Origin of the sequence: Sphingomonas sp. (assembly GCF_035758555.1) — a bacterium.
Lineage (GTDB): Bacteria > Pseudomonadota > Alphaproteobacteria > Sphingomonadales > Sphingomonadaceae > Sphingomonas_B.
In genome coordinates this window covers 1-24,923 of record NZ_DASTXI010000043.1, presented here as the reverse complement: position 1 = coordinate 24,923, position 24,923 = coordinate 1, and the positions used below count along the sequence as shown (strand labels likewise).

Below are 24,923 nucleotides of genomic sequence, written 5' to 3'. Positions count from 1 at the left end.
TTCGCGGCAACCAGCGGCATCGTCTGCGGCGGAGTGTCCGGCGCCTGCACGACCAGGTCGGCGATATGGTCGCCCTTCTTGATCGGCGCTTTGATCGGTCCGTCATAGACGACCTTGACGGTGAAATTGGACGCAGCACCGCCGGGCAGCGTTACCGCCAGATCACGCGGCGCAACCAGCCCGACTTGATCGTCGTCGCCCAGCTGGACCTCGGCGGTTTCGACCTTCGCGCCCTGCTTGAACAGCGGCTTCGACTTCCAGGCACGGAAACCCCATTCCATGAAGCGGACGGACTCGCTGATCCGCTGGTTGAAGCTGTCGAGGCCGGCCAGCACCATCACCAGGCGGCGGCCGTTCTGCTCGGCCGATCCGGTGAAGCCGTACCCGGCTTCCTCGGTGTGTCCGGTCTTCAATCCGTCGGCGCCGGCGACGCGGCCGAGCAGCGGGTCGCGATTGGCCTGTGTGATGGCCTCGCCGCCCATCGTCTTGCCCCAGGTGAAATCGGGCTTGCTGTAATATTGCTTGTAGAGCTGCGGGAAGTCCTCGATCGTCGCCCGGGCGAGCTTGGCGAGGTCGCGCGCGGTCACATAGGTGACGCCCTCGTCAGGCCAGCCGTTCGAATTGCCGAAATGGCTGCCGGTCATGCCCAGCCGCTTCGCCGCATTGTTCATCCGCTGGACGAACGCTTCTTCCGTCCCGGCAATGCCCTCTGCCAGCACGACGCAGGCGTCGTTCCCTGAAAGCGTGACGATGCCATAGAGCAGGTTCTCGACGCTGACCTGTTCGTTGGGGCTCAGGAACATGGTCGATCCGGCCGCCGGGCCGTGCCATTTCTGCCAGGTCTCCGGCCGGACGGTGAACATCTGGTTGGGCTTCAACTCGCCCTTCTTCAGCATGTCGAAGGCGACATAGACGGTCATCATTTTGGCCATCGACGCGGGCGGCATCCGCCGATCGGCATCCTTCGCATAGAGCTGCGCGCCCGATGATAGATCGATCATGTAGGCGACCGGCGCCGGCGTCTCGAAAGGCGGCGCGGCGGCGATTGTGGGCGTCGCCAGCGCGACCAGGAACAGCGAACCGAACAGATAGGATTTCATTCAAATACTCTCACGAGTTTTGCGCGACGGCGTCGGCGAGCAGCCCTACCGAAAGCGCGTAGAAATTGGAGCAATTATAATCGAGGATGACGCGGTAATTGCCGGTCAGCAGATAGGCGGTCTCGCCCGGGCCGTCGGGCTCCAGCAACGTGACCAGCTCGCTGTCCTTCAGCGGCTGCCCGCCGGTCTGGACGACGCCGCGCCGGCGCCATTCCGCGACGGTCAGCCAGCGGCTGTGGCGATCATGGACCCGGTGACAGCGGGGCGACGTGATCTTGCCTTCGATCGAGCCGCGGTCGAGATAGGGCGGCACGCTGACCGGCACGCCCCAGGGGCGGCCCGGTCGCCAGCCGGCATTGACGAAATAATTGGCGATCGAGGCGAGTGCGTCGGCCTCCGACGACCAGATGTCCGCCTTGCCGTCGCCGTCGCCGTCGCGAGCAAGGCGGAGATAGACGCTGGGCAGGAACTGCGGATCCCCGGTTGCGCCGGCCCAGCTGCCTTTCAGCTTGTCGCGGGGGATGCCGCGATCGATCAGCTTGAAGGTGTCGATCAGTTCCTGCGTGAACAGCGCGCGGCGGCGGCCGTCATAAGCAAGGCTCGCGAGCGACCGCGGCAGGTCGAAATTGCCGGTATATCCGCCATAATTCGTTTCGTGGCCCCAGATCGCGACCATGATCGATTCAGGCACCCCGGTCTCGGCCTCGACCCGCGTCAGCAGCGGACGCAGCGCCTGGTATTTGGCGCGCCCGCGCGAGATGCGGGCGTTATCGACATGCTTGATCCGGTAGGGCGCGAACGCCGGAATCGCGCTTGGCGGCGCGGCGGGATTGCCGCCGGGTTGCGACCGGTCGAGCTCGACCACGCGCGGGTTGTAGGTCAATGTCGGTAGCACGCTATCGAGCGTCCGTGCGGATACGCCCTGCGCCAACGCCTGGGTCCGTATCTGGGCCAGGAAGGCCTGGAATCCCGTTTCGTCCTGGGCCGCAGCCGGCGCGCTTAAACTGAACGCCAGAGCGGCAGCGGCAAAATATTTACGCATCGCCGTCCCCTCTCTCCCCTTAATCGCGAGAGCGGGCCGGGCATGCAACAGGCTTTTCTTGCGCACGCGCTCGATCCGGCGATAAGCGGCGGCGCCGGACAGGTGGCCGAGTGGTTTAAGGCAGCGGTCTTGAAAACCGCCGTGGGTTCACGCTCACCGTGGGTTCGAATCCCACCCTGTCCGCCATGTCCCGATTCGGAACATGTCCGGAACGAGGACAAGCGGTTGCGGCGTTGCGCCTTTGCCTCCGGCGCCCTAGAATTTTTCCTGATATAAGTGAAACTTGAAGGGGTAGACATGAAGGGGAAAATTGCTCTGGGCATCGCGGCTGTTCTCGCCGCTGCCGCTCCCGCCTCTGCCGCGCGGACGTTCACGTTCAATTACTCGGGTTCGATCACGTCCGGCATCGGGAGCGGTACGGCCGTCGTGACGAACGGCACCTTCACGACGACGGACGCGGCTACCGACGTTGGCGGGCGCGATGCGCTGACCGTCACCGGGGTTACCGGTGACCGTAACGGCGTCTCGATCACCGGGCTCGCGCCGGACTTCCCGGTTCAGTTCGGTGGCGCCGACAATTATTTGTTTCTGAGCGGCCTTGCCTTCTCGGATCTCGGCGTGAGCTTCTCGCTTGCCGACGGCAGCTTTGCCAATTTCTTCAACGACGGCGGGGAAGTCGGCGAATATGCCGCAACCAACCTGACCGGCGATCAGAACCGCACGAATGGGCTGGGCGTCTTCACCTTCTCCGAAGTGACCGGCGGCGTGCCCGAGCCCGCGACATGGGCGTTGATGATCGGCGGCTTCGGACTGGTCGGCGCAGCGACGCGCCGGCGTTCGGCAAAGATCGCTGCTGCTGCCTGACAGCCGCATGACGCAAAAGGGGCAGCGCCGGCGGTGCTGCCCCTTTTGTGCGCCTGTGCGGGGCGATCAGTGATTGTCGAGGGGGATGCCGTCTCCCAACGCATTGTCCACGGTAGGCAGTGCCGGCATGATGATGGTCGATGATGCCGCCACCAGCACGATCAGCACGGCGATCGCGCCGGCGGGTCTACCGCCGATCCACGCCCGCTTGGCGGCATAAAGCAGTGCGAGCAACAGAACGAGGCTGACGATCGCGATCAGCAGAAATGGCGTTACTGGAGAGCCGAACACAGCGTTTACCTCCGATCGCCTTCAAACGATCGAAGACGTGTTTGCGATCCCGTGGAGAGGCCCCCTACTCCGAGTCGCGGATCTCGCCGCGCCGGAGCCTTTCGAGCATCGCGGTATGCATGCTGTCGACATTGTCCTGGTCGTCATAGCCCAGATATATGACGTCGTCCGCCGCCGCGCGGCCGCGGCGAATCCGGCGCACGGCCATCCAGAGCGCGGCAGCGCAGAACATCAGGATTATGGGGAACAGCCAGGCCATGCCTTGCGCTAGGCAATAGCTCTTAAGAGAAGGTCACTTGAGGGAGCCGAGCGCAAGGCGCGGCGTTTGCCTTGGTGCGGCAAAGGTGCCGGAGTTGTCGGGAAAAACATGATCCGGGTCGCGAGCTACAATATGCGCAAGGCCATCGGCACGGACCGGCGGCGCAACCCCGAACGAGTCATCGAGGTGCTGTGCGAGATCGATGCTCATATAGTCGCGTTGCAGGAGGCGGACCGGCGGTTCGGGGAGCGGCTGAGCGCGCTGCCCACACATCTGCTTGAGGAGCACAGCCCCTACCGCGCCGTGCCCCTGCCCCACCGCACCGGCGGCATCGGCTGGCACGGCAATGCGATCCTGGTGCGCCGGGATGTCGAGATCACCGCCTGCGAAGCGCTGCACATCCCGGCGCTCGAGCCGCGCGGCGCGGTGCTGGCCGAAGTGAGCGTCGCCGGCGAAACGCTTCGAATCGTCGGCATGCACCTAGACCTGTCCGGACTGTGGCGGCGGCGGCAGAGCCGTGCGATCCTGCACCGCGCCGACCAAGGCGAGCCGCTGCCGACGATCATGATGGGCGACCTGAACGAATGGACGGCGGGCAGCGGCTGCCTGCGCGACTTCAGCCACCATTTCGCGTTCGCGCCGACCGGCCGCAGCTTTCACGCGCGCCGGCCGGTGGCGGCGCTGGACCGCATCATGTTCCGCGGGCTGGAACTGACCGATTGCGGCGTCCATTGTACACCCACCGCCCGCAAGGCATCCGATCATCTGCCGATCTGGGCCGACTTCGTCTCGACAGGCTGACACTTCTCGTTCACGCTGGCGCCGATGCGGGAGAAGGAACTGCGGCTGGCGCTGATCTGCTACGGCGGGATCAGCCTGGCCGTCTACATGCACGGGATCACCAAGGAAGTGTGGCGCCTCGCCCGGGCCAGTCGCGCCTTTCAGGATGGCGAACCGTGCGCCGGCAGCCAGGCTGTGTATCGCCGCCTGCTGGAGCGGATCGAGGCCCATGCCGGCGTGCGGCTCAGCGTCTTTTCCGACATCATCGCAGGCGCTAGCGCGGGCGGGATCAACGGCATTTTCCTGGCCCAGGCGATCGCGACCGGCCAATCGCTCGATCCGCTGACGGACCTGTGGCTCGAGGCCGCGGACGTGGAGCGGCTGATCGACCCTGAAGCACGCGCGACGCGCCTGTCAAAGCTGTGGGCGATCCCGCTGGCGATGCTGGTCGATCGCGGTGGCGAAGCGATCGAGAGCGTCGATCCCGAAACGCGCGCCGAAGTGCGCCGGAAATTGTCCAGCTTCGTCCGCGCACGCTGGTTCGAACCGCCATTTGGCGGCGAGGTCTTTACGGGCCTGCTGCTCGACGCGCTCGATGCGATGGCGAAGAGCAAGCCCGGTGCCCCTCTGTTGCCCGACGATCAGCCGCTCGACCTGTATGTCACCGTGACCGATTTTCGCGGGCACCCGGAGAGGCTTCGCCTCAACAGTCCGTCCGAAGTCGTTGAAACGGAACATCGCTTGACGATCAGCTTCGGTGATCGCGGCGGACCGGAGCGGGCGCTCGGCTCGACCGCGGAGTTGGCCTTCGCCGCGCGCGCGACGGCAAGCTTTCCGGGCGCGTTCCCGCCCTTCACCGTGCGCGAACTGGACGCAGTGCTCGCCGCGCGCGCGGTCGACTGGCCGGAGCGCGACAAATTCCTCCGCCGCTGCCTTCCCCGCCACAGCGCTGCCGGCTTGGCCGATACCGCCGCACTGATCGACGGGTCGGTGCTGTCGAACGCGCCATTTCGTCCGGCGATGGACGCGCTGAAGAACCGCTCGGCGCGGCGCGAGATCGACCGGCGTTTCGTCTATATCGATCCGAAGCCCGGCGTGCGCAGCATCCGGCTAGGCGGCGCAAGCGGCACCGAGACGCCGGGATTCTTTCAGTCGATCCTGGGGGCGCTGACCGAAATCCCGCGCGAGCAGCCGATCCGCGACAACCTGGAAGCGCTGCAGGGCCGCTCCGAACGGATCGCGCGCACGCGGCGCGTGATCGATGCGCTGAAGGACGAGGTTGAGGAAGCGATCGTCCAGCTGTTCGGCGGCACATTCTTCCTCGACAGCCCGACGCCGGCACGGATCGCCGCCTGGCGCGCGAAGGCGCAGACCGAAGCGGCTCGGCGCTCCGGCCCCGCCTATGCTGCTTACGGACATTTGAAACTGTCCGGCGTGGTCGAGGAACTGGCCGGGCTGATCCGGCGGATGACGCCGCGCGGGATCGGGCCGACGCGGACCCAAGGCCGTGAAGCGATTTGGGCCGAACTCCAACGCCGCGGGCTCGACCGGGTCAGCGCGCCCGGCGGCGGTGCCACCCCGGCCGCGATCAGCTTCTTTCGCGAGCACGATCTGGGCTTCCGTATCCGGCGGCTGCGTTTCCTCGCCCAGCGGCTGGCGGCTATCCAGGAAGCGAACGACGCGCTCGCGGCCGAGTGCGAAGGCTTCGAGCGATGCATCTATGCGATCCTCGCGCTCTACCTCGAACGCGAGATGGCGGGCTTTTTCGATGGCGTGGTCGCTGCGCTGGCCTGCGCGGTGGTCGAGGAGCCGGGAGCCGCGATCGATGCTATCGGGGCGGCGCGCGATTTGCGGCGGATCGACGACGAGGCGGACCGGCTGCTGGCCGAGGCGCTTGCCGAACTCCCGCGCGCGGAACGCCGCGACATGCTGTTCGCCTATCTCGGCTTTGCGTTCTACGACCTCACCACCCTGTCTCTGACCGGGCCGGAGGCGGATGGCGAATTCGATGCGGTGAAAGTCGACCGCATCTCGCCTGACGACGCGACCGCGATCCGGGAGGGAGGCGCGGAAGCGACCCTGAAAGGAATACGATTCAACAGCTTCGGTGCGTTCTTTAGCAGGGCGTATCGGGAGAATGACTATCTATGGGGACGCCTGCACGGGGCCGACCGACTGGTCGATATCGTGCTCTCGACGCTTCCGGCACACCGCACCTTGCCGCCGGGCGTTGCGGCCGAGCTGAAGCATGCACTGTTCAGCGCCATTCTGGACGAGGAAGAACCGCGGCTCTCCGCCGTGCCGGGGCTTTTCGAGAAGCTGCGGGCGGAGATTGGCTAGCCTTGCGCGAAACGACGTCTTAAGGTCCGGGCCATGTCGTTCCTGAAGACCCTGTTCTGGATCGTCGTGGCGGTGATCGTCGCGCTGTTCTGCTTCAACAACTGGACGGTCGTGGACGTGAACCTGTGGAACGGGCTGATCCTGGAAACCAAGCTGCCGGTACTGCTCGCCTTCTTCTTCCTGTTGGGACTGATCCCGCCGCTGCTGATGTGGCAGGCGACGCGCTATCGGCTGAAGCGGCGGATGATGAGCGAGCCCGGACTCGCAGCCGTGCCCACCATCGCCACGCCCGAGCCGCTGCCGCCGGGGCCGATCACCACGATGCCGCCGGGCGGCGCATGAGCGGGCCGATTTTCGTCGCGCTCGATACCCCCGATCTCGAACGGGCCAAGGCGATTGCCGGTAAGGTCCGCAACCATGTCGGCGGCATCAAACTGGGGCTGGAATTCTTCGCCGCCAATGGCCGGTCGGGTGTCAAGGAAATGGCGCAGCTGGGGCTGCCGGTCTTCCTGGACCTGAAGCTGCATGACATTCCGAACACCGTGGGCAAGGCGGTCCAGGCGCTGCGCGAGCTGGAGCCTGCCGTACTGACCGTCCACGCCGCCGGCGGCCGCGCGATGATGGAGGATGCCAAGGCCGCCGCGCCTTCGGGTACCAAGGTCGTGGCCGTGACGGTGCTGACCAGCCTCGACGGCGACGACCTCTCCTCGATCGGCCTGGTTGGCGACCCGCATGCGCAGGTCGAGCGGCTGACCACGCTGGCGCGCGAAGCGGGGCTGGACGGGGTCGTCTGCTCCGGGGCGGAAGTGAAGGCGGCGAAGCGGCTGTGGCCCGGCGGCTATCTCGTCGTCCCCGGCGTGCGGCCCGCGAACGGCGAGGCCGGCGACCAGAAGCGCGTCGTCACCCCGCGCCAGGCGCTGAACGACGGCGCCTCGATGCTGGTGATCGGGCGCCCGATCACGGCTGCCACCGATCCGGACGAGGCCGCCCGCGCGATCGAAGCGACGCTTTAGCGCAGGCAAGAGCGAAGGCTTCGACAAGGCCGGCCCAGCCGGCCTATGGGGCGGCGCCAGACTGACGAAAGCCGAGCCTTGCCCCGAGTCGCCACCAAGATCTGCGGCCTGTCCACAGCCGAAACGCTCGACGCCGCGATCGGCAGCGGGGCCAGCCATGTCGGCTTCGTGTTCTTGCCGCAGAGCCCGCGGCACCTGACGTTCGAACAGGCGGCGGGGCTGGCCGGCCGCGTACCCGAGCGCGTCGGGCGCGTAGGCGTGTTCGTCGATCCCGACGACGCACTGCTTGGGAAAGCAATCGACGCCGGTCGACTCGGCGCGTTGCAGCTGCACAAGGTCGGGCGCGAGCGGGCGGCGGCCATCGCGGCGCGGTTCCGCTTGCCCATGTGGATCGCCATTGCCGTCCGCACCCGCGCCGATCTCGACGAAGCACAGGGCTGGAAGGGCATCGCCGAACGCCTTGTCTACGACGCCAAGACGCCAGCGGGGGCCCTGCCCGGCGGGATGGGCCTGCGCTTCGACTGGAAGCTGCTCGACGGTTTCGCCCATCCGCTGCCTTGGGTCCTTTCCGGCGGGCTCTCCCCTGACAATGTCGGTGAAGCAATCGGCGTCACCCGCGCGCGGATGGTCGATGTCTCCTCCGGCGTGGAGAGCGCGCCGGGCGTGAAGGATGTGGACAAGATCGCCTCCTTCCTTCAAGCGGTCGCGCGGTCATGACCCTCCCAAACTCGCTCCGCACCCAGCCCGACGAGCGCGGGCATTTCGGCCATTTCGGCGGCCGCTATGTCGCCGAGACGCTGATGCCGCTGATCCTGGAGCTGGAGCGCGCCTATCGCGCGGCGAAGGCTGATGCGGCGTTCCAGGCCCAATTCGACGACCTGCTGGCCCATTATGTCGGGCGCCCCAGCCCCCTCTATTTTGCCGAGCGGCTGACGGAGGCGCTGCGCGAGAGCGCGCCGGCGGGCATGGGGCCGAAAATCTATTTCAAGCGTGACGAGCTGAACCACACCGGCGCGCACAAGATCAACAATTGCATCGGCCAGATCCTGCTCGCGATCCGGATGGGCAAGACGCGGATCATCGCCGAGACCGGTGCAGGCCAGCACGGCGTCGCGACGGCAACGGTGGCGGCGCGGTTCGGTCTGCCCTGCACCATCTATATGGGCGCGCGCGACGTGGAGCGGCAGAGCCCCAACGTGTTCCGGATGAAGCTGCTGGGCGCCGAGGTGCGGCCGGTGGAAAGCGGCGCGCGGACGCTTAAGGACGCAATGAACGAGGCGCTGCGCGACTGGGTCGCGAACGTGGAGAATACCTTCTACATTATCGGGACGGCGGCGGGCCCCCATCCCTATCCAGAGCTGGTGCGCGACTTCCAGTCGGTGATCGGTCGCGAGGCGCGTGCGCAGATTCTGGAACGCGAAGAGCGACTGCCGGACCTGCTGGTGGCGGCGATCGGCGGCGGATCGAACGCGATCGGGCTGTTCCATCCGTTCCTGGACGATCCCGACGTCGCGATGCTGGGCGTGGAAGCCGCAGGGCACGGGCTCGATACCGACCAGCACGCGGCGAGCCTGGCCGGCGGCCGTCCGGGCGTGCTGCACGGCAACAAGACCTTCCTGCTGCAGGACGAAGACGGTCAGATCACCGAGGCGCATTCGATTTCTGCAGGCCTGGATTATCCGGGCATCGGGCCCGAGCATAGCTGGCTGCACGAAATCGGCCGCGTGCGGTACGAGAGCGCGACCGACAAGGAGGCGCTCGACGCGTTCCAGCTGCTGTGCCGGACCGAAGGCATCATTCCTGCGCTCGAACCTTCGCACGCGATTGCGGCTGTCGCGCGCAAGTCGAAGGAAATGAAACAGGGTCGGATCATCCTCGCCAATTTGTGCGGACGCGGCGACAAGGACATCTTCACCGTCGCCGGCGCGCTGGGTGTGGCGCTGTGACCGACCGGCTCTCTGCCGCCTTCGCCCGCTGCCGTGCGCAAGGGCGCGCGGCGCTGGTTACGTTCGTTACCGGTGGCGATCCGTCCCCTGCCGGGACCGGCGCGGTTCTCGACGCGCTGGTGGAGGGCGGTGCCGATATCATCGAGCTCGGCATGCCGTTCACCGATCCGATGGCGGACGGGCCTGCGATCCAGAAGGCGAACCTGCGCTCGCTTGGGGCGGGTACGACCACGCGCGATCTGCTCGGCATCGCGCGCGCCTTCAGGGCGCGGCATCCGGACACGCCGCTGATCCTGATGGGCTATGCCAACCCCATGCTGGCACGCGGCGCCGACTGGTTCGCGCGCGAGGCGGCAGCCGCGGGGGTCGACGGAGTCATCTGCGTCGATATTCCCCCTGAGGAAGACGACGCGCTGGGGCCGGCGCTCAGAGCAGCCGGGCTGCACCCGATCCGGCTTGCGACGCCCACCACCAACGCGCCGCGGCTGCCGGCCGTGCTGGAGGGCGCGTCGGGGTTCGTCTATTATGTGTCGGTCGCCGGGATTACCGGGCTGCAGCAGGCGGCGCAGCAATCGATCGAGGCCGCCGTCGCCCGGCTGCGGGCCGCCACCGACCTGCCGGTCGCCGTCGGCTTCGGGATCAGGACCCCCGAGCAGGCCGCTGCGATCGGCCGCGTCGCGGATGCCGTCGTGGTCGGATCGGCGATCGTCGAGCTGGTCGGCTCCGAGGGGGCGAATGCCCCAGCTGCCGTTCGTTCACTCGTTTCCGCGCTGGCCAAGGCCTGCGCCCGTCAGGAGCATGCCGCATGAGTTGGCTCACCCGCGTCCGCAACGCGATCGCGTCGGTCACCCAGAAGGAGACGGCCGAGAATCTGTGGCACAAATGCCCGAGCTGCGGGCAGATGATCTTCACCAAGGAATATGAGGAGAATCTGTCGGTCTGTCCGAGCTGCGGGCATCATGGCCGGATCGGGGCGAAGAAGCGCTTCGGCCAGGTTTTCGACGACGGGCAATATGCGCTGCTGCCGGCGCCGCGCGTGCCCGAGGATCCCCTGAAGTTCCGGGACAGCAAGAAATACGCGGACCGGATCAAGGCCGCGCGCGCGGCCACCAACGAGCCCGACGCACTGCTGAACGCGCGCGGCACGATCGTCGGGCATCCGGCGATCGTCGGCGTGCAGGACTTCGCCTTCATGGGCGGTTCGATGGGCGTGGGCGTGGGTGAGGCGTTCGTCGCCGGCATCCGCGCCGCGATTGACGAGCATCTGCCCTATGTCATCTTCACCGCCGCCGGGGGGGCGCGGATGCAGGAAGGCATCCTCTCGCTGATGCAGATGCCGCGAATGACCGTCGCCGTCGCCGAACTGAAGGAAGCGGGCCTGCCCTATATCGTCGTGCTGACCGACCCGACCACCGGCGGCGTGACGGCGAGCTATGCGATGCTGGGTGACATCCAGATCGCGGAGCCCGGTGCGCTGATCGGATTCGCCGGCCAGCGGGTGATCGAGCAGACGATCCGCGAGAAGCTGCCCGAAGGGTTCCAGCGCGCCGAATATCTGCTGGAGCACGGCATGATCGACATGGTCACCCCCCGCCGCGAGCTGCGCGAGACGCTGGGACGCGTGATCGACTATGTGGCGCCGGTTAAGGCGGCGGCCTGAACCGAAGGTGGATTTCGCGCGCTCGTCAGACCCGGCCGTGCAGCGCCAGCTCGACCGGCTGGCGGCGCTGTCGCCCGGGCGCGACATTCTGGGGCTGGAGCGGATCACGGCGCTGCTCGGCCAGCTCGGCAATCCGGAGCGGCGGCTGCCGCCGGTGCTGCATGTCGCCGGGACCAACGGCAAGGGATCGACCTGCGCCTTCCTGCGCGCCGCGATCGAGGCGGCGGGGCTCAGCGCGCACGTCTATACCAGTCCGCATCTGGTGCGGTTCAACGAGCGGATCCGGGTCGCGGGCACGCTGATCGGGGACGAGGCGCTGGCCGCTCTGCTGGAGGAAGCACTGGATGCGGCCGGCGATCTCGGCGCCAGCTTCTTCGAGGTGACGACGGCGGCGGCGTTCCTGGCCTTCGCGCGCACGCCGGCGGACGCCTGCATCGTCGAGGTCGGGCTCGGCGGGCGGCTGGATGCGACCAATGTCATCCCCCGGCCGGCGGCATGCGGGATCGCCGCGCTGGGCATCGACCACCAGGCGTTCCTGGGCGAGCGGCTGGGCCAGATCGCGAGCGAGAAGGCCGGCATCGCGCGGCCGGGCGTGCCACTGGTGACGCTTGCCTATCCGGATGCCGCCGAGGAGAGCATCGAGGCGACGGTCGCGGCAACCGGCGCCGTGCGGCTGAAGCAGGGCGAAGCCTGGTCGATGGAAGGCCAGACCTACCGCGACGGGTTCGGTGCGCTGGAGCTACCCGCCCCTGCCCTGCCCGGCGCGCATCAGCTGCTGAATGCAGGTCTCGCCATCGCGATGCTGCGGCATCAGGGTGCGATCCTGGTCCCGAAGACAGCGTTGCTCCGCAGCGTCAGCGGAGCACGATGGCCGGCGCGATTGCAGCGGCTCGCGCCGGGGCCGCTGGCCGGGAGCCGTGTCGTGTGGCTCGACGGCGGGCACAACGAATCGGCTGCGCAGGCGCTGGCAGGCGCGCTGGCCGGGCGGGCGAAGCCGCACCTGATCCTGGGCATGCTCGCCAACAAGGATGCGGCGGGGTTCCTGCGGCTGCTGGCACCCGTGGTGCGTTCGGTGCGGGCAGTACCCGTGCCGGATCACGAGCACCATGCGCCCGAGGAGCTTGGCCGGCTGGCGCGCGAACTCGGCCTTGAGGCGCGCGCCTGCGCGGGCGTGCCGTCGGCGCTTGCAGGACTGGACGGGCCAGTGCTGATCGCCGGCTCGCTTTATCTTGCCGGCGCGGTGCTGGCGTTGAACGGCGAGGCGCCTCAGTAGATTTCGGCGCCGCCTTCCAGCAGCTCGGAATAGCGGTCGAAGCAGCGTTCGGCGCAGCGCATGCGGACGAGAGCGCCCTCCGCGATGAAGCGGGCGCGGCGCGGGTCTTCCTCGACCAGCGGCTTCAGCGCCTTCTCGTTCCAGGTCTCGCTGTGCTTCACGTCGAGGTGGCTGTGCAGGTCGTAATAGAGGCGGTCGCGCTGGCCGAAGCCGAGGCGCTTTAGGCCCGCCGAGACGTGCACGCAGCGCCACGGCGCGGTCAGCTCAACGACGCCCAGCGCGCCGACCGACAGCCAGGCATAGCGGCGGGTGGTCGCCATTGCCGTCATCGCGTTGGCGAGGGCCAGGCTTTCCCAGACGGTCGTGTCGATCTCCGGCGCGATCCGCATGTTGGCGATCAGCTCGCGGAGCAGCAGCGTGTGAATGCCGCGATATTGGCCGCGTCCCATCTCGTCCCAGTAATTGGCAGCGAGCTCCAGCTTCGGCGCGAGCGGCAGCTTGACCTGGGTCAGGGCGACCAGATCGTCAAAGCCGGCCTCGCCCGCCGCTTCCTGGGTCAGGAACCAGCGCATCTGTCCTTCGGTCGCGGTTTCGGCGAGCCAGGCGAAGAGCGGATGGTTCTGGCCCGGGCCGCCCTTGTCCAGCGCCTCAAACCAGGCGACGAAGGCGTCCGGCTCTTCGGAAACATCAGCCAAGTCGTCGGCGACCTCGGCTCGGAGCTCGTCAACAAACGCACCCTCCAGCCGAAGCATCTGCATGTTCCGGTCGAAGTCGCGGCGCCAGTCCGTGTCGGGAAAGGCGGGAGCGAGCCGCTCCCGGTTCCAGTGCGCGAGCGATCGCTGGAAGGCGTTATTAAGGAACTGCGGCGACGCGGCCGCACTGTGTCTGGTTGCCACTTGAGGAATGCTCCGGGAAATGGGGCGTTAAGTTCCTCAAGAACGAAGCGGCAACGATTCGGGTTCCTTCACTCGCTCTGCTCGGGCGATGCGGGCTCCCGCCCCGCGCTGCCGATCGAGGCGTCGACAAGCCCTGAGCGGATCATCCACCAGAACAGCAGGATGCCGGGCACCGCCGCGACAGTGGTCAGCAGGTAGAAATTCACATACCCCATCGCCTCCACCAGCGCGCCGGCCGAGGTGCCGGTGATGAACCGGCCGACGATGCTCGCGGCCGCCGAAATCAGCGCATATTGAGCAGCGGTGAAGCGCAGGTCGGTCAACGCCGAGAAATAGGCGACGACGGTGACGCCGCCGATGCCGCTGGCGAAATTCTCGAAGCCGATCGCGCCTGCCATTCCGGCGTTGCTGTGGCCGGCCGCCGCCAGCAGGGCGAAGCTGAAGTTGGAGACGGCCATCAGAACCAGGCTGAGCAGCACCGAACGCTTCAATCCCATCCGGGCATAGATGAGCCCGCCGACGAAGATGCCGATCAGATAGGCCCAGAAACCGACGCCGACATCGAAGATCGCGATCTCGTCATTGGTGAAGCCGAGATCGTCGAACAGCAGGCGGACGGTGAGCTGGCCAAGCGTGTCGCCGATCTTGTGGACCAGGATGAAGAGCAGGATCACCATGGCGCCGGGGCGAGTCAGGAACTCGACAAAGGGGCGCCAGATCGCCTCGACCGCGCGCGACAGGCCGGCGCGCTTCTTCGGTTCCCGGTGGCGGGCCGGCTCGCCGACGACGAGCGCGGTGATCATCGCGGGCAGCGCCAGCGCTGCGCAGGCGAGATAGGCTGCTTCCCAGCCGCCGCGCGCGGCGATGACCAGTGCAAGGGCGCCCGCCCCCGCCGATCCGATCCGCCAGCCATATTGGCTCATGCCCGATCCGACGCCGAGCTGGCGCGGCTCAAGGATTTCGATCCGGTAGCCGTCGATCACGATGTCGAAGGTCGCACCCGCGATGCCGACCAGAATCGCGGCGGTCGCGACCTGGGCGATATTCGCGGCCGGATCGGCGAGCGCGAGGTTCGCGACCGCGGCGATCACCAGCGTGCCGGTGACCAGCATCCACGACACGCGCTGCCCAAGACGGCCGAGGATCGGCAGCCGCACGCCGTCGACGATCCAGGCCCAGAGGAATTTGAAGTTGTAGGCGAGGAAGACCAGCGCGAACGCGGTCACCGCCTTCTTGTCGATGCCGTTCTGCGCCAGCCGTGTCGTCAGCGTTGCGCCGATCAGCGCGTAGGGAAAGCCGGACGAGACGCCGAGGAAGAAGGCGGCGAGCGGCGCCTTTTCGAGATAGGGACGAACCGCGTCCGTCCAATTCGATGCCCGCGCTTCGGCGGCGATCGCCTGTTCAGCCACGCGACCGCTCCCGGTGAAATTTCACTGAGTTCGCGCGTGTGGGGAAGAAAAAGGAGGGCGAGAATCGGCGTTGGCGGGCGGGCGGCGCGGAAGATGGGCCTGTCATGCGCCCATGCTGGCACAGCTTTATGGGTGTAGGACAGCAAAAAGAGCGGCGGCACGGCCGGCCGCCGCTCCTTCCCCCTTCAGGCGAACGCGCGGACCCGCTTGCGCGTGCGGAGCGCGGTGCCGGCGAGGCCGAAACCCGCGATCATCATCGCCCAGGTCATCGGCTCCGGCACCGGCGCCACCGCGTCCGAGGGCGCCGTGAAGCGCGGCGTCGAGCGGGTCGGGAAGACCGTCTGACGGCCATTCACCCACACCGCGAGCGTTTTGGCGTCGAACTCCCCGTTGAAGCCCGGTCCGAAATAATGCTCGTAGCCGAACTCGCCGATCTGGAAGGCGTAGCCGTCGACCTGAAGGTCGCCGGTGCCGACGGCGTCGTCCATCGTCGAATAATAATTGCTGACCGGATCCTTGCTCGTCTCGAAGCTGATCGGCTCCAGATCCGACCCGAAATCGCCGTCCGACGTCCAGGTGAAGCCGTCCAGCTGATAGGTGACTTTCTTAGGGCCGATGCGTCCGAACCGGGCAGCAAGCGCCTCGGCGACGGTCTCGACCTCCATGTAGGTGAACGTGGCGGTGATCGTATCGCCGACCTTGATCGGAGACGTCACGCCGGCTTCGGTAAAGCCGGTATCGAACTGCGACGTGACCACGCCCTTGATCTGCGCGATATAGGTCATCGCGCTCGCCGGCACCGAAATTCCAGCCAGCAGCGCGGCTGCGATCACACCCCTGAACATGACGCTACTCCTACAAAACACAGGCGGGAGGTGCCTGAGGCGGGACGAAAGGACAAGGCTAATAAAGAGTTAATGGCCCTTCGTGCGAGGCCGTTTCAGGATGATGTAGAGCGCGCCCGCCCCGCCATGGCGCGGATGGGCATTGCGCACGGCGGCGATATCGGCCGAGTGGCGCGAGGAAGCGAGCCAGTCGCCGACCGCCGCCCGGATCGCGCCTCGGCCGGAGCCGGGATCGCGCGGCTTGCCGGTCACCAGCAGCAGCACGCGTATCCCGCGGGCAATCGCTGCCTCCAGCCCGGCATCGAGCGTGCGGTAAGCGGTGTCGAGCGTATGGCCGTGGAGGTCGACCGCCAGTTCGGGCGCGACGAAGCCGCGCGAGAGGCGGCGGTCCCAGCTGCCGTCCAGTGTGTTGGAGGGTGCGGGAGCCTTCCTAGCTCCGTTCGCTTCGAGCGAAGTCGAGAAGCCTTTGGGCTCCGAGCGGGTGGACGCGCGTTTCTCGACTTCGCTCGAAACGAACGGTTTTGGAGTGACTGGCTCGGCTGCCCTTCCCGCCAGCGGCTCGACGGTCGCGACGAGACGGGCCCAGAGGCGGGCCTCCTCAGGGCTTAACGGGCGCTCCCTCACGAGTCCCTCCCTGGGCGAGACGGTCAAGCGTGCCGAGCGGGAGCAGCAGCCAGGCACGGCCGCGGGCGAGCAGGCCGCCGGCGATGCGCGCCGCTTCGTCGCCCGGCCCCCAGAAGGTGTCGAACCGGTTCGGCCCCCTGATCGCGCCGCCGGTATCCTGCGCCACCCACAGCCCGTCGGCTTCGGGATTATCGACATCGAGGAAGACCGGCGCGCCGAGGGGCGTGAAATGCGGATCGGCGGCGACGCTGCCGCGCGGCGTGACCGGCACGCCCAATGCGCCGAGCGGGCCCGGGCCAGTCAGCTCGCGAAAGAAGACGTAGCTGCGATTCTCCTGCATGATCGCCTTGCCTTCGTCCGGATGCTCATGGAGCCAGGCGACAATGCCCTGCATGCTGGTCTGGCCGGGGCCGAGCAGCCCGCGCTGCTTCATCAGCGCGCCTATGCCGGTGTACGGCCAGCCATTCTGCCCGGCATAGCCGACCCGCATCACCGTGCCATCGGGGAAGCGCAGCCGGCCGGAACCCTGTATCTCAAGGAAAAACAGAGCAACCGGATCGGCCGCCCAGGCGATTTCCAGCCCGCGCCCGGCGAGTGCGCCATTGTCGATCTCGGTGCGGTCGAAATAGGGGACGAACTGGCCGTCGACGAGCCGGCCGCGCTGCTTTTTCAGCGGGCAGGTCGCTGGATCGGGCGGCGGCAGCAGCGGATCGAGCTGCGGCGGACAGACCGGCACCTGCTGCTCGACCAGATCGCCGGGCAACCGGTAGATCGGAACATAGCCGGGCAGCGGCTCACGCGAGGCCGCGATCTCCGGCTCGTAATAGCCGGTCACCATCGCATTCCCGTTGCCCACTTCGGCGGCTTCGAATGCAGTCGCGAAGAATTGGCGCGCATCGGTCTCGGTGCGGGCGCGGTCGCAGGCCGGGCGCCAGTCCGCAGCGATGCCGGACTGGTCACTGCGGCGCAGCAGGGACGGGCAGCTGATCCGGAACGCGGCAAGCGCGCGCGCCGCCTGTTCGTCGGTGATCGGAAGCGCGGCGGGCCCCGGCCGCACGCCGACGCTGATCGCGTCGGCAGGCGGGGGCGCGGGTGCCGGCGTAGGAGCCTGCCGGGGAACGGCCGGCGGCGGAGCCACCGACGGCTTGGGCACGCAGGCGGTGATGAAGGCCAGGGCAGCGATTGCCGCCCAGCGCCGCGCGGTCACCGGATTTCCGCGGTCACTGGGCCTCGTCGGTTTCGACGAGCAGCCAGTTGGGATCGGAGTCCTTGAGATTGCGGCTGAAGGTCCAGCTGTCGTTGGTCGCGACCGCGTCCGTCAGCGTGCCGGCAATGACGTTGCCTTCCGCATCACGCGTGACGGCCGCGATATCGGCGACGAAATGGACCGTGATGAAGGCCGTGCGGCTTTCCAGCCGCGCCGCCTCGATCCGCGCGCTCTCGATCGAGACCAGCCGGTTGTCGAGCGTGTGGCCGGCTTCCTTCCGCTCCGCGATCGCGGCGGCGAAGGCGTCGCGCACGTCCGCGTTCACCAGCCAGGCAAGCTCTTCCTCATCGCCTTTCCAGAAGGCTTCGAGGATCATCCGATAGGCAGATTTGGCGCCGTCGAGGAAACGGGCGACGTCGAAGCTCGAATCGGCCGACAGAATCGCGCGGACGCCGCTGGTCGCGCCGGCATCGATGACCGAATCGGCCTGCTGCGGCGCGTCGGCGACCATTTCGGGCGCGGCGCGGAGCTGCGGCTGCGGCGCCAGCCGCTCCTCGGCGGGCTTGGGCGGCAGCGCCTGCTCATGGCCGCTCCGCTTGCCGAGCACCATATAGAGCCGCAGCGCAAGAAATGCCGCAACCATCGCGAGCAGAACGATCCCGACCACCAGACCTCCAAACATGAACAGGCGCAACATAGGCGCATGGCCTGTGGGTTTCAAATGCCTGGAACGCAGTTCCGATCCCCCGACGCAAACCCCAAAGCATTGCCGCGCGACCCGGCGGCTGCTAACCGCGCGCACCGAGGGGCATCGGGCCCGCAATCCAGTTCTAGAAAAGGTTCGGACGAATGACTGAGGAAACCGGCGCGCAGGGCGAGGAAACGCTTGGCAACGGCGCGGACAACATGCCGCAGGTCGCGATCATCTCCCAATATGTGAAGGACCTGTCGTTCGAGAATCCGAACGCGCCCGCCGTCTATCAGTGGCAGGTGCAGCCGCAGATCGACGTGCAATTCAACATCGGCATGAACAAGGCGGCCGACGACGTCTATGAAGTCGTGCTGAAGATCGAAGTGCGGGCGCATGGCGATCAGGGCGTCGCATTCGCGGTCGAGCTTTCCTATGCCGGGCTGTTCGGCATCCGCAACGTGCCGGAAGAGCAGATCCAGCCCTTCTGCTACGCCGAGGCGCCGCGGCTGGTGTTCCCGTTCGCGCGCCGGGTGCTGGCCGACGCGGTGCGCGACGGCGGCTTCCCGCCGCTGCTGCTTGAGCCGATCGACTTTGCCGGGCTGTACATGCAGCAGGCCCAGCAGGCCGCCCAGCTGCAGGGCGAAGCGGCGGGCCAGGCTTGATCCGCGCCTCCCGCCGGTAGGGAGGCATGTCCCTCGTCAAATCCCTGAGCTCGGTGGGCGGGCTGACTTTGGTCAGCCGCGTGCTGGCGCTGGTGCGCGACACATTGCAGGCGTCGTACGTCGGCGCGGGCTTTGCGTCGGACGCGTTCTTCGTCGCGTTCCGGCTGCCGAACATGTTCCGGGCGCTGTTCGCCGAAGGGGCGTTTTCCGCCGCATTCATCCCGATGTTCAACCGGAAGGTCGGCGAAAGCGGCGAGCTGGGCGCGGGCCTGCGCTTTGCCGAGCGGGCGCTGGCGGTGCTGTTCCCGGTGCTGGCGGTCTTCACCGTGCTGATGCTGGTCGCGGCATGGCCGGTGACCTGGGGGCTTTCGGGCGGGTTCAAGAATCCGACCGACGAGCAATTCGCGTTCGCGGTGACGCTGTCGCGGATCACCATTCCCTATCTGATGCTGATCTCGCTCGCTTCGCTGCTGGGCGGGATCCTGAACTCGCTCGACCGGTTCTGGGTGAACGCGGCGGCGCCGATCCTGCTGAACATCGCGATGATCGGCGCGCTGTGGTTCTTCCACGGCGACAATGCCTATGAAACGGCGCGGGCGCAGGCGATTTCCGTGACGGTCGGCGGCGTGATGCAGCTCGGCTGGCTGATGTGGGCGTGCCGCCAGTCCGGGGTCAGCCTGAAGCTGAAGATGCCGCGGCTCGACGAGGACGTGCGCCAGCTGATGAAGCTGATCCTGCCGGCGGCGGCCGGGGCCGGGGCGGTGCAGATCAACCTCGCCATCTCGACCGCGCTGGCCGGCGGGCTGCTCGATCCGGGGTCGATCTCTTACATCTATTATGCCGACCGGCTGAACCAGCTGCCGCTGGGGCTGATCGGCATCGGGCTGGGCACGATTTTGCTGCCGACCGTCTCGCGCCTGCTCTCGACGGGCAAGGACGCAGAGGCGATGGACACGCAGAACCGCGGCATCGAGCTGGCGCTGTTCCTGACGCTGCCGGCGACGGTTGCGTTCATCTTCGCCGCCCAGCCGATCGTGCGCGGGCTGTTCGAGCATGGCGCCTTCACGGCCGAGGACACGTACCGCTGCGGCTGGGCGCTGTCCGCCTTTTCGATCGGCCTGCCCTCTTACGTGCTGGTGAAGGTGCTGACGCCGGGATTCTATGCGCGCGCGGACACGAAGACGCCGGTCAAATTCGCGACGATCTCGGTCGGCGTGAATCTGGTGGGCAATCTGGTGCTGATCCCGACGCTGGGGCGGGTCGGCTTCGGTCATATCGGGCCGCCGCTCGCCACCGCGCTCGCTTCGTGCCTGAACACCTTCATGCTGTATCGCGAGCTGCGGCGGCGCGGGCATTTCCATGCCGATTCGCGGCTGAAGCGGCGCATCCCGCGGCTGGTGCTGGCGGCGCTGATCATGGGCGCGGCGCTGTTCGTGCTGGCGCCGATGGCGTGGCCCTACCTGACCGGATCGATCGTGCGGCGGGCGATCGCGCTGATCGTGCTGACCGGCGGCGGTGCCGCGGTTTACGGAGCTGCCTGCTTCCTTACCGGCGCATTCCGCGTTAGCGACCTCCGCGCGCTGCTGACCCGGCGCGTCGCCACCGCAAAGAAGGACTGACATGCGCATCGTTTCCGGCATCCAACCGACCGGCAATCTCCACCTGGGCAATTATCTGGGCGCGATCCGCAACTGGGTGCGGATGCAGGACGAGAATGCGGCCGCGGGCGGGGACACGTTGTTCTTCCTCGCGGACCTTCATGCGATCACCGTCCACAACAAGCCCGAGGAACTGGCCGCGAACACGCGCGAGATGGCGGCGGCGCTGATCGCGTCGGGAATCGATCCCGCCAAGTCGGTGCTGTTCAACCAGGCGCGGGTGCCGGCCCACGCCGAGCTCGCCTGGCTGCTGAACGGCACGGCGCGGATCGGCTGGATGAACCGCATGACGCAGTTCAAGGAGAAGTCCGGCAAGAACCGCGAAGGCGCGAGCGTCGGCCTGTTCGTCTATCCGGTGCTGATGGCGGCGGACGTGCTGATCTACCGCACGACGCACGTGCCCGTCGGCGAGGACCAGAAGCAGCATCTGGAGCTGGCGCGCGATATCGCGACCAAGTTCAACACCGATTTCGAGACCGAGCTGTTCGTGCTGCCCGACCCGATCATCCCGCCGGCCGCGGCGCGGATCATGAGCTTGCGGGACGGGACCGCGAAGATGTCCAAGTCCGATCCGTCGGACATGAGCCGGATCAACCTGTCCGACGACGACGATATGATCGCGCAGAAGATCAAGAAGGCGAAGACCGACCCCGAGCCCCTGCCCGCCTCTCCCGACGGGCTGGAAGGGCGGCCGGAAGCGCGCAACCTGGTCTCGATCTACGCAGCGCTCGGCGACCAGAGCGTCGAGCAGGTGCTGGCCGCGTTCGAGGGTCAGGGCTTCGGCGCGTTCAAGCCGGCGCTGGCCGAGCGGCTGATCGAGGTGCTGGGGCCGATCCGCCGCCGCTTCGTCGAGCTGAAAAGCGACCATGCCGAGCTCGACCGGGTGCTCGAACAGGGTGCGGACAAGGCGCGGACGCTCGCCCGGCCGGTGCTGGACGGCGCCTATCAGGCGCTCGGCCTGCAGCGCTGAGCCGTGGCGGCCGCGCGTTCAAGCGCGGTTCAGTGACAGCCGGGAAGAACGGGCGTAAGCTTCATTCCGCTCGTGTTCCGAGAAGGTAACCTTATGACTGTATTCAGGAAATTCCTCGCCGCCGCGGCGCCGCTGTCGCTGATCGCGCTCGGCGCCTGCGCGCAGGGCTTCAACGCGCGCGTATCGCGATTCCAGGCGCTGCCGCCCCCCGCGCAAGGCCAGACCTTCGTCGTGCAGCCGGCCGATCCGGCGCTCAGGGGCGGCATCGAGTTCCGGACCTATGCGCAGCTGGTTGCGCAGCGCCTGGAAGACTATGGCTATCGTCAGGCGGCGAGCGCGCAGGACGCGAACCTGGTCGTGTCGCTCGATTACGATGTCGACCAGGGCCATGACCGGATCGAGACGATCCCCGGCTGGGGCGGCTATGGCGGCTGGGGCTGGGGCGGACCGGGCTTTTACCGGCCCTATGCGGGGCGCTTCGGCTGGCGTTACGGCTGGTACGATCCGTGGCTGTGGAGCGACCCGTTCGGCGGCCCCGAAATCCGCAGCTACACCGTCTATCAGAGCGTGCTGCACCTGGAGATCGACCGCACGTCCGACGGCAAAAGCCTGTTCGAAGGCACCGCCAAGGCGCTGTCGCGCAGCGACGACCTGCCCTATCTGGTGCCGAACCTGATCGAGGCGATGTTTACCGGGTTCCCGGGGAATTCGGGCGAGACGGTGCGGATCACGGTGCCGCCGCCGGGGAAGAGATAGGTCGCTAGCGAGCCCCTCCCCTTCAGGGGAGGGGTTGGGGAGGGGCTGTCCGTGATTCCGCAATGAGTCGTTTTGGCGCGCAGACGCGCGCCCCCACCCCTTACCCCTCCCCTGAAGGGGAGGGGCTGTTCTTTCCTTAAGCCTCCAGCTGGCGGATCAGGCTGCGGACGTCGGCGTCGAGGTCGGCGTCTTCGCCGCGCAGGCGTTCGATCTGCTTGACCGCGTGGATCACCGTCGTGTGGTCGCGACCGCCGAAGCGGCGGCCGATCTCGGGCAGCGAGCGCGGCGTCAGGCGCTTGGCCAGGTACATCGCGATCTGGCGCGGGCGGGCGACGGCACGGGCGCGGCGGGCCGAGACCATTTCGGCCTGGCGCATGCCGTAATGCGCGGACACGGCCCGCTGGATCTCGTCGATGGTGATCCGCCTCGTCGACGCGTTCAGCATCTCGCCGAGGACTTCCTGCGCGAACGCAAGGTCGATCGCGCGATCGTTGAGCAGCGCATAGGCCGTCAAGCGGTTCAGCGCGCCTTCCAGTTCCCGCACGCTCGTCTGGATGCGGGCGGCGAGCAGCTCGGCGACGGCTTCGGGCATCTGGACGTCCGCCATGCCGGCGAGCTTCGCCTTCACGATCTTCAGGCGGAGCGCGAAGGTCGCCGGCTTGATGTCGACCACCAGGCCGCTGGCGAGGCGGGAAAGGATGCGCGTCTCGACGCCGTCCAGCGCCTGCGGGGCGCGGTCGGCGCTGATCACGACTTTCTTGCCGCTGCCGGTCAGCTCGTTCAGCGTGTGGAGGAATTCCTCCTGCGTGGAGCCCTTGCCGGCGATGAACTGGACGTCGTCGATCATCAGCAGGTCGGCGGAACGCAGCCGCTGCTTGAACGCCAGCGTGTCCTTGTCGCGCATCGCCGAGACGAACTCGACCATGAAGCGCTCGGCGGACATGAACAGGATCGCGGCGCCGGGCACCCGCGCGCGATAGGCGGCGCCGATCGCGTTCATCAGGTGCGTCTTGCCCTGGCCGGTCGCGGAATGGATGAACAAAGGCGAGAAGCGCAGCTCGCCCGCCGCCAGCGCCTTGGCGGCGTTGCAGGCGACGCGGTTCTCGTCGTCGACGACGAAGCGTTCGAAGGTCTGGCGCGGATCGAAGCCTGGCGCGGGCGGGGCCGCCGGCGTGGTTTCGGCTTCCTCGGCGGTGTAGATACGGGTGACGACGTCGCTGGGCGCGACCTCCACCCGCACTTCGCGAATCGTCGGCATCGCCGCGCGCCAGGCCAGCAGCAGCCGGTCGGCATAATGCGCGCGCACCCAATTCGCATGGAATTCGGTCGGCAGCGTCAGCCGTACCACGTCGGCCTTGTCGCTGATCCCGGCCAGCATGATCGGCTTCAGCCAGTGATCGAACAGCCGCGCGCCGCAATCGCGCTTCAGTCCTTCGCGAATGCCTGCCCAGGCAACGGAGACCTGCTCCCCACGATCCATCAGCCTCTCACGTACCAACATTGGACCCACTTTGCCCCTCCCCTCGCCTATCCGAGCCCCCCGGCCGCCGGCGTTCGTTGGACGCAAGTTCCCCCACGGCCGAATCGAAGCGAATCGACCTTCGGAACTCTTTCTCGACGTGATCCCCGCCGCGCGATTCGTGCGCCGGGAAGGCTTTTGTAGGGCCCGTTTCGTGAGTCGATCAAGCGCAGGAATGTCGCGAAACGGAAATAATGCAGGTTGACTCGGAATTCCGCCATTTCTGGCATCGGTGACACGAAGTCACTGATATCACGAGATTATTCAACGTATACGATGACTCGCGCGGAACGAATCATGTAAACTGCGGCACTTGGCCGTAACGGCTGCGTCACAATTGAAAAAGGCCCGGCGGCGCAAAGCGCCGCGGGCCCATTCAATCGCCCTGAAAAGGATCAGGCGAGCGCGGAAACGCGCTTCGTCAGCCGCGCGAATTTGCGCGACGCGGTGTTCTTGTGGAGCACGCCCTTGGCAACGCCGCGCGCCAGTTCGGGCTGGGCCGCCGCGATCGCCGCCGCCGCCGCCGCCTTGTCGCCCGATTCGATCGCCGCTTCGACCTTCTTCACGAAAGTGCGGATGCGGCCGATGCGCGCGTGGTTGATGTCGGCGCGGCGGGCATTGCGACGGATGCGCTTCTTGGCTTGCGGCGTATTCGCCATCGAGGGTCCTTAAAAACTGTCCGGTTAAAACGAAAAGGGCGCGGCGAAGCCGCCGCGTCCTGCGTCGGGCGCACATAGCGATGTGGGGATTGCGGGTCAATAAGTGATCCTCCCCGAGCTCGCTCGGGGAGGGGGACCGCCGCATGGCGGCGGTGGAGGGGCCGCAGCGAAGCGAGGACGCTCAACCCTCCGCTTCGCTCCGGGCCCCTCCACCAGCCTTCGGCTGGTCCCCCTCCCCTGCAAGCAGGGGAGGACTTAGTCCGGCATGCTCAGCTGCTCGAACCGCGCGAGGTGGTGATCGACGCTGCCAAACTGCCCCTCGATCATCGTTGCGCGTTTGAAATAGTGGCCGATCGCGAGCTCGTCGGTGATGCCGATGCCGCCATGGGTCTGGATCGCGTTCTGGCCCACGAATTTCAGGCCCTTGCCGATTTTTGCCTTGGCCTGACTGACCGCGGC

The 24,923-nt window shown here is 67.2% G+C and carries 26 protein-coding genes, 1 tRNA gene and 1 pseudogene; 15 read left to right on the top strand and 13 right to left on the bottom strand.

The genetic code is table 11. From position 1 onward, the window contains the following. Together VFT73_RS02585 and VFT73_RS02580 are read right to left on the bottom strand one after the other, a co-directional pair. Positions 1 to 1,100, bottom strand: a 1,100-nt coding sequence (locus tag VFT73_RS02585; RefSeq protein ID WP_326408583.1) for a D-alanyl-D-alanine carboxypeptidase family protein, incomplete at its 3' end; no start/stop codon positions are given. A 10-nt stretch (positions 1,101 to 1,110) separates the two neighbouring features. Then, a complete protein-coding gene (locus tag VFT73_RS02580; protein ID WP_326408581.1) occupies positions 1,111 to 2,142 on the bottom strand; it encodes a lytic murein transglycosylase in 1,032 nt (343 codons plus the stop codon). 96 nt (positions 2,143 to 2,238) lie between these two features. Between VFT73_RS02580 and VFT73_RS02575 the strand changes: the two genes are divergently transcribed. Both VFT73_RS02575 and VFT73_RS02570 read left to right on the top strand, forming a co-directional pair. Further along, positions 2,239 to 2,328 (top strand) — tRNA-Ser (locus tag VFT73_RS02575). A gap of 111 nt (positions 2,329 to 2,439) precedes the next feature. Further along, positions 2,440 to 3,006: a PEPxxWA-CTERM sorting domain-containing protein gene (locus VFT73_RS02570; RefSeq protein WP_326408580.1), complete on the top strand. Its 567-nt coding sequence runs from the start codon at positions 2,440 to 2,442 to the stop codon at positions 3,004 to 3,006. Between the two features lie 66 nt (positions 3,007 to 3,072). Here the strand turns inward: VFT73_RS02570 and VFT73_RS02565 are convergent, their stop codons facing one another. Both VFT73_RS02565 and VFT73_RS02560 read right to left on the bottom strand, forming a co-directional pair. Then, a complete protein-coding gene (locus VFT73_RS02565) occupies positions 3,073 to 3,297 on the bottom strand; it encodes a hypothetical protein (protein WP_326408579.1) in 225 nt (74 codons plus the stop codon). Positions 3,298 to 3,361: 64 nt separating this feature from the next. Next, on the bottom strand, positions 3,362 to 3,556 hold the full coding sequence (locus VFT73_RS02560; protein WP_326408578.1) for a hypothetical protein: 195 nt from the start codon (positions 3,554 to 3,556) through the stop codon (positions 3,362 to 3,364). 108 nt (positions 3,557 to 3,664) lie between these two features. On the opposite strand from VFT73_RS02560, the gene VFT73_RS02555 reads away from it, so the two are divergent. Genes VFT73_RS02555 through VFT73_RS02515 form a run of 9 tightly spaced genes read left to right on the top strand, consistent with a single transcriptional unit; the run spans position 3,665 to position 12,568 of the window. Further along, a complete protein-coding gene (locus VFT73_RS02555; RefSeq protein ID WP_326408577.1) occupies positions 3,665 to 4,357 on the top strand; it encodes an endonuclease/exonuclease/phosphatase family protein in 693 nt (230 codons plus the stop codon). A gap of 24 nt (positions 4,358 to 4,381) precedes the next feature. Beyond that, positions 4,382 to 6,676, top strand: coding sequence for a patatin-like protein (locus tag VFT73_RS02550; RefSeq protein WP_326408576.1), 2,295 nt, complete (start codon positions 4,382 to 4,384; stop codon positions 6,674 to 6,676). Between the two features lie 33 nt (positions 6,677 to 6,709). After that, complete coding sequence (locus VFT73_RS02545; RefSeq protein ID WP_326408574.1) at positions 6,710 to 7,018, top strand: hypothetical protein; 309 nt, start codon at positions 6,710 to 6,712, stop codon at positions 7,016 to 7,018. Further along, entirely contained in the window at positions 7,015 to 7,689 is a 675-nt protein-coding gene (gene pyrF / locus VFT73_RS02540; RefSeq protein WP_326408572.1) for an orotidine-5'-phosphate decarboxylase, read from the top strand. The genes VFT73_RS02545 and pyrF overlap by 4 nt, the downstream gene beginning before the upstream one ends. A gap of 45 nt (positions 7,690 to 7,734) precedes the next feature. Then, positions 7,735 to 8,406, top strand: coding sequence for a phosphoribosylanthranilate isomerase (locus tag VFT73_RS02535; RefSeq protein WP_414712775.1), 672 nt, complete (start codon positions 7,735 to 7,737; stop codon positions 8,404 to 8,406). Further along, the gene (trpB, locus tag VFT73_RS02530) at positions 8,403 to 9,635 is read left to right on the top strand and encodes a tryptophan synthase subunit beta (protein WP_326408570.1); all 1,233 of its coding nucleotides are present in this window, start codon (positions 8,403 to 8,405) and stop codon (positions 9,633 to 9,635) included. Before VFT73_RS02535 ends, trpB begins: the two co-directional genes overlap by 4 nt. Continuing rightward, positions 9,632 to 10,444 carry a tryptophan synthase subunit alpha gene (gene trpA / locus VFT73_RS02525; protein WP_326408569.1) on the top strand — a complete coding sequence of 271 codons (813 nt, stop codon included), beginning with the start codon at positions 9,632 to 9,634 and terminating at the stop codon, positions 10,442 to 10,444. Before trpB ends, trpA begins: the two co-directional genes overlap by 4 nt. After that, the gene (gene accD, locus VFT73_RS02520; protein WP_326408568.1) at positions 10,441 to 11,295 is read left to right on the top strand and encodes an acetyl-CoA carboxylase, carboxyltransferase subunit beta; all 855 of its coding nucleotides are present in this window, start codon (positions 10,441 to 10,443) and stop codon (positions 11,293 to 11,295) included. The genes trpA and accD overlap by 4 nt, the downstream gene beginning before the upstream one ends. 7 nt (positions 11,296 to 11,302) lie before the next feature. Then, positions 11,303 to 12,568 (top strand): bifunctional folylpolyglutamate synthase/dihydrofolate synthase, encoded by a 1,266-nt coding sequence (locus VFT73_RS02515; protein WP_326408566.1) that lies wholly within the window; start codon positions 11,303 to 11,305, stop codon positions 12,566 to 12,568. Here VFT73_RS02515 and VFT73_RS02510 read toward each other — a convergent pair. The 6 genes from VFT73_RS02510 to VFT73_RS02485 form a co-directional block, all read right to left on the bottom strand. Continuing rightward, entirely contained in the window at positions 12,562 to 13,464 is a 903-nt protein-coding gene (locus VFT73_RS02510; protein ID WP_326408565.1) for an iron-containing redox enzyme family protein, read from the bottom strand. The genes VFT73_RS02515 and VFT73_RS02510 overlap by 7 nt on opposite strands. Before the next feature lie 68 nt (positions 13,465 to 13,532). Then, a complete protein-coding gene (locus tag VFT73_RS02505; protein WP_326408564.1) occupies positions 13,533 to 14,873 on the bottom strand; it encodes an AmpG family muropeptide MFS transporter in 1,341 nt (446 codons plus the stop codon). 185 nt (positions 14,874 to 15,058) lie between these two features. Beyond that, positions 15,059 to 15,718: a PEPxxWA-CTERM sorting domain-containing protein gene (locus tag VFT73_RS02500; protein ID WP_326408563.1), complete on the bottom strand. Its 660-nt coding sequence runs from the start codon at positions 15,716 to 15,718 to the stop codon at positions 15,059 to 15,061. A 69-nt stretch (positions 15,719 to 15,787) separates the two neighbouring features. After that, positions 15,788 to 16,342, bottom strand: a complete 555-nt coding sequence (locus VFT73_RS02495) for a Smr/MutS family protein (RefSeq protein WP_326408562.1) — start codon at positions 16,340 to 16,342, stop codon at positions 15,788 to 15,790. Next, a complete protein-coding gene (locus tag VFT73_RS02490; protein ID WP_326408561.1) occupies positions 16,317 to 17,549 on the bottom strand; it encodes a murein transglycosylase A in 1,233 nt (410 codons plus the stop codon). The genes VFT73_RS02495 and VFT73_RS02490 overlap by 26 nt, the downstream gene beginning before the upstream one ends. Before the next feature lie 13 nt (positions 17,550 to 17,562). Then, positions 17,563 to 18,231, bottom strand: a complete 669-nt coding sequence (locus VFT73_RS02485; protein ID WP_414712774.1) for a Tim44/TimA family putative adaptor protein — start codon at positions 18,229 to 18,231, stop codon at positions 17,563 to 17,565. A gap of 167 nt (positions 18,232 to 18,398) precedes the next feature. Here VFT73_RS02485 and secB point away from each other — a divergent pair, with 167 nt between their 5' ends. From secB to VFT73_RS02465, 4 genes are all read left to right on the top strand, one after another. Beyond that, positions 18,399 to 18,902, top strand: coding sequence for a protein-export chaperone SecB (gene secB / locus VFT73_RS02480; protein ID WP_326408559.1), 504 nt, complete (start codon positions 18,399 to 18,401; stop codon positions 18,900 to 18,902). A gap of 26 nt (positions 18,903 to 18,928) precedes the next feature. Next, positions 18,929 to 20,521 (top strand): murein biosynthesis integral membrane protein MurJ, encoded by a 1,593-nt coding sequence (gene murJ / locus VFT73_RS02475; RefSeq protein WP_326408558.1) that lies wholly within the window; start codon positions 18,929 to 18,931, stop codon positions 20,519 to 20,521. Between the two features lies 1 nt (position 20,522). Further along, positions 20,523 to 21,530, top strand: coding sequence for a tryptophan--tRNA ligase (trpS, locus tag VFT73_RS02470; protein WP_326408557.1), 1,008 nt, complete (start codon positions 20,523 to 20,525; stop codon positions 21,528 to 21,530). Positions 21,531 to 21,623: 93 nt separating this feature from the next. Then, entirely contained in the window at positions 21,624 to 22,286 is a 663-nt protein-coding gene (locus tag VFT73_RS02465) for a DUF4136 domain-containing protein (RefSeq protein WP_326408556.1), read from the top strand. Between the two features lie 136 nt (positions 22,287 to 22,422). Here VFT73_RS02465 and dnaA read toward each other — a convergent pair whose 3' ends face one another. The 3 genes and pseudogenes from dnaA to VFT73_RS02450 all read right to left on the bottom strand — a co-directional run. Then, a complete protein-coding gene (dnaA, locus tag VFT73_RS02460; RefSeq protein ID WP_326408555.1) occupies positions 22,423 to 23,787 on the bottom strand; it encodes a chromosomal replication initiator protein DnaA in 1,365 nt (454 codons plus the stop codon). 413 nt (positions 23,788 to 24,200) lie between these two features. Then, positions 24,201 to 24,464: a 30S ribosomal protein S20 gene (rpsT, locus tag VFT73_RS02455; protein ID WP_326408554.1), complete on the bottom strand. Its 264-nt coding sequence runs from the start codon at positions 24,462 to 24,464 to the stop codon at positions 24,201 to 24,203. 255 nt (positions 24,465 to 24,719) lie between these two features. Then, positions 24,720 to 24,923: pseudogene (locus VFT73_RS02450) on the bottom strand (pimeloyl-CoA dehydrogenase small subunit); the annotation flags it as partial.

Excerpts from the sequence above, each read along its gene's own strand:
- murJ (WP_326408558.1), top strand. The coding sequence starts at position 18,929 with ATGTCCCTCGTCAAATCCCTGAGCTCGGTGGGCGGGCTGACTTTGGTC.
- trpB (WP_326408570.1), top strand. The coding sequence starts at position 8,403 with ATGACCCTCCCAAACTCGCTCCGCACCCAGCCCGACGAGCGCGGGCAT.
- secB (WP_326408559.1), top strand. The coding sequence starts at position 18,399 with ATGACTGAGGAAACCGGCGCGCAGGGCGAGGAAACGCTTGGCAACGGC.
- trpS (WP_326408557.1), top strand. The coding sequence starts at position 20,523 with ATGCGCATCGTTTCCGGCATCCAACCGACCGGCAATCTCCACCTGGGC.
- VFT73_RS02550 (WP_326408576.1), top strand. The coding sequence starts at position 4,382 with ATGCGGGAGAAGGAACTGCGGCTGGCGCTGATCTGCTACGGCGGGATC.
- VFT73_RS02570 (WP_326408580.1), top strand. The coding sequence starts at position 2,440 with ATGAAGGGGAAAATTGCTCTGGGCATCGCGGCTGTTCTCGCCGCTGCC.
- VFT73_RS02535 (WP_414712775.1), top strand. The coding sequence starts at position 7,735 with ATGGGGCGGCGCCAGACTGACGAAAGCCGAGCCTTGCCCCGAGTCGCC.
- VFT73_RS02485 (WP_414712774.1), bottom strand. The coding sequence starts at position 18,231 with ATGTTTGGAGGTCTGGTGGTCGGGATCGTTCTGCTCGCGATGGTTGCG.
- dnaA (WP_326408555.1), bottom strand. The coding sequence starts at position 23,787 with ATGTTGGTACGTGAGAGGCTGATGGATCGTGGGGAGCAGGTCTCCGTT.
- accD (WP_326408568.1), top strand. The coding sequence starts at position 10,441 with ATGAGTTGGCTCACCCGCGTCCGCAACGCGATCGCGTCGGTCACCCAG.
- rpsT (WP_326408554.1), bottom strand. The coding sequence starts at position 24,464 with ATGGCGAATACGCCGCAAGCCAAGAAGCGCATCCGTCGCAATGCCCGC.
- pyrF (WP_326408572.1), top strand. The coding sequence starts at position 7,015 with ATGAGCGGGCCGATTTTCGTCGCGCTCGATACCCCCGATCTCGAACGG.
- VFT73_RS02500 (WP_326408563.1), bottom strand. The coding sequence starts at position 15,718 with ATGTTCAGGGGTGTGATCGCAGCCGCGCTGCTGGCTGGAATTTCGGTG.
- VFT73_RS02545 (WP_326408574.1), top strand. The coding sequence starts at position 6,710 with ATGTCGTTCCTGAAGACCCTGTTCTGGATCGTCGTGGCGGTGATCGTC.
- VFT73_RS02555 (WP_326408577.1), top strand. The coding sequence starts at position 3,665 with ATGATCCGGGTCGCGAGCTACAATATGCGCAAGGCCATCGGCACGGAC.
- VFT73_RS02580 (WP_326408581.1), bottom strand. The coding sequence starts at position 2,142 with ATGCGTAAATATTTTGCCGCTGCCGCTCTGGCGTTCAGTTTAAGCGCG.
- VFT73_RS02465 (WP_326408556.1), top strand. The coding sequence starts at position 21,624 with ATGACTGTATTCAGGAAATTCCTCGCCGCCGCGGCGCCGCTGTCGCTG.
- VFT73_RS02560 (WP_326408578.1), bottom strand. The coding sequence starts at position 3,556 with ATGGCCTGGCTGTTCCCCATAATCCTGATGTTCTGCGCTGCCGCGCTC.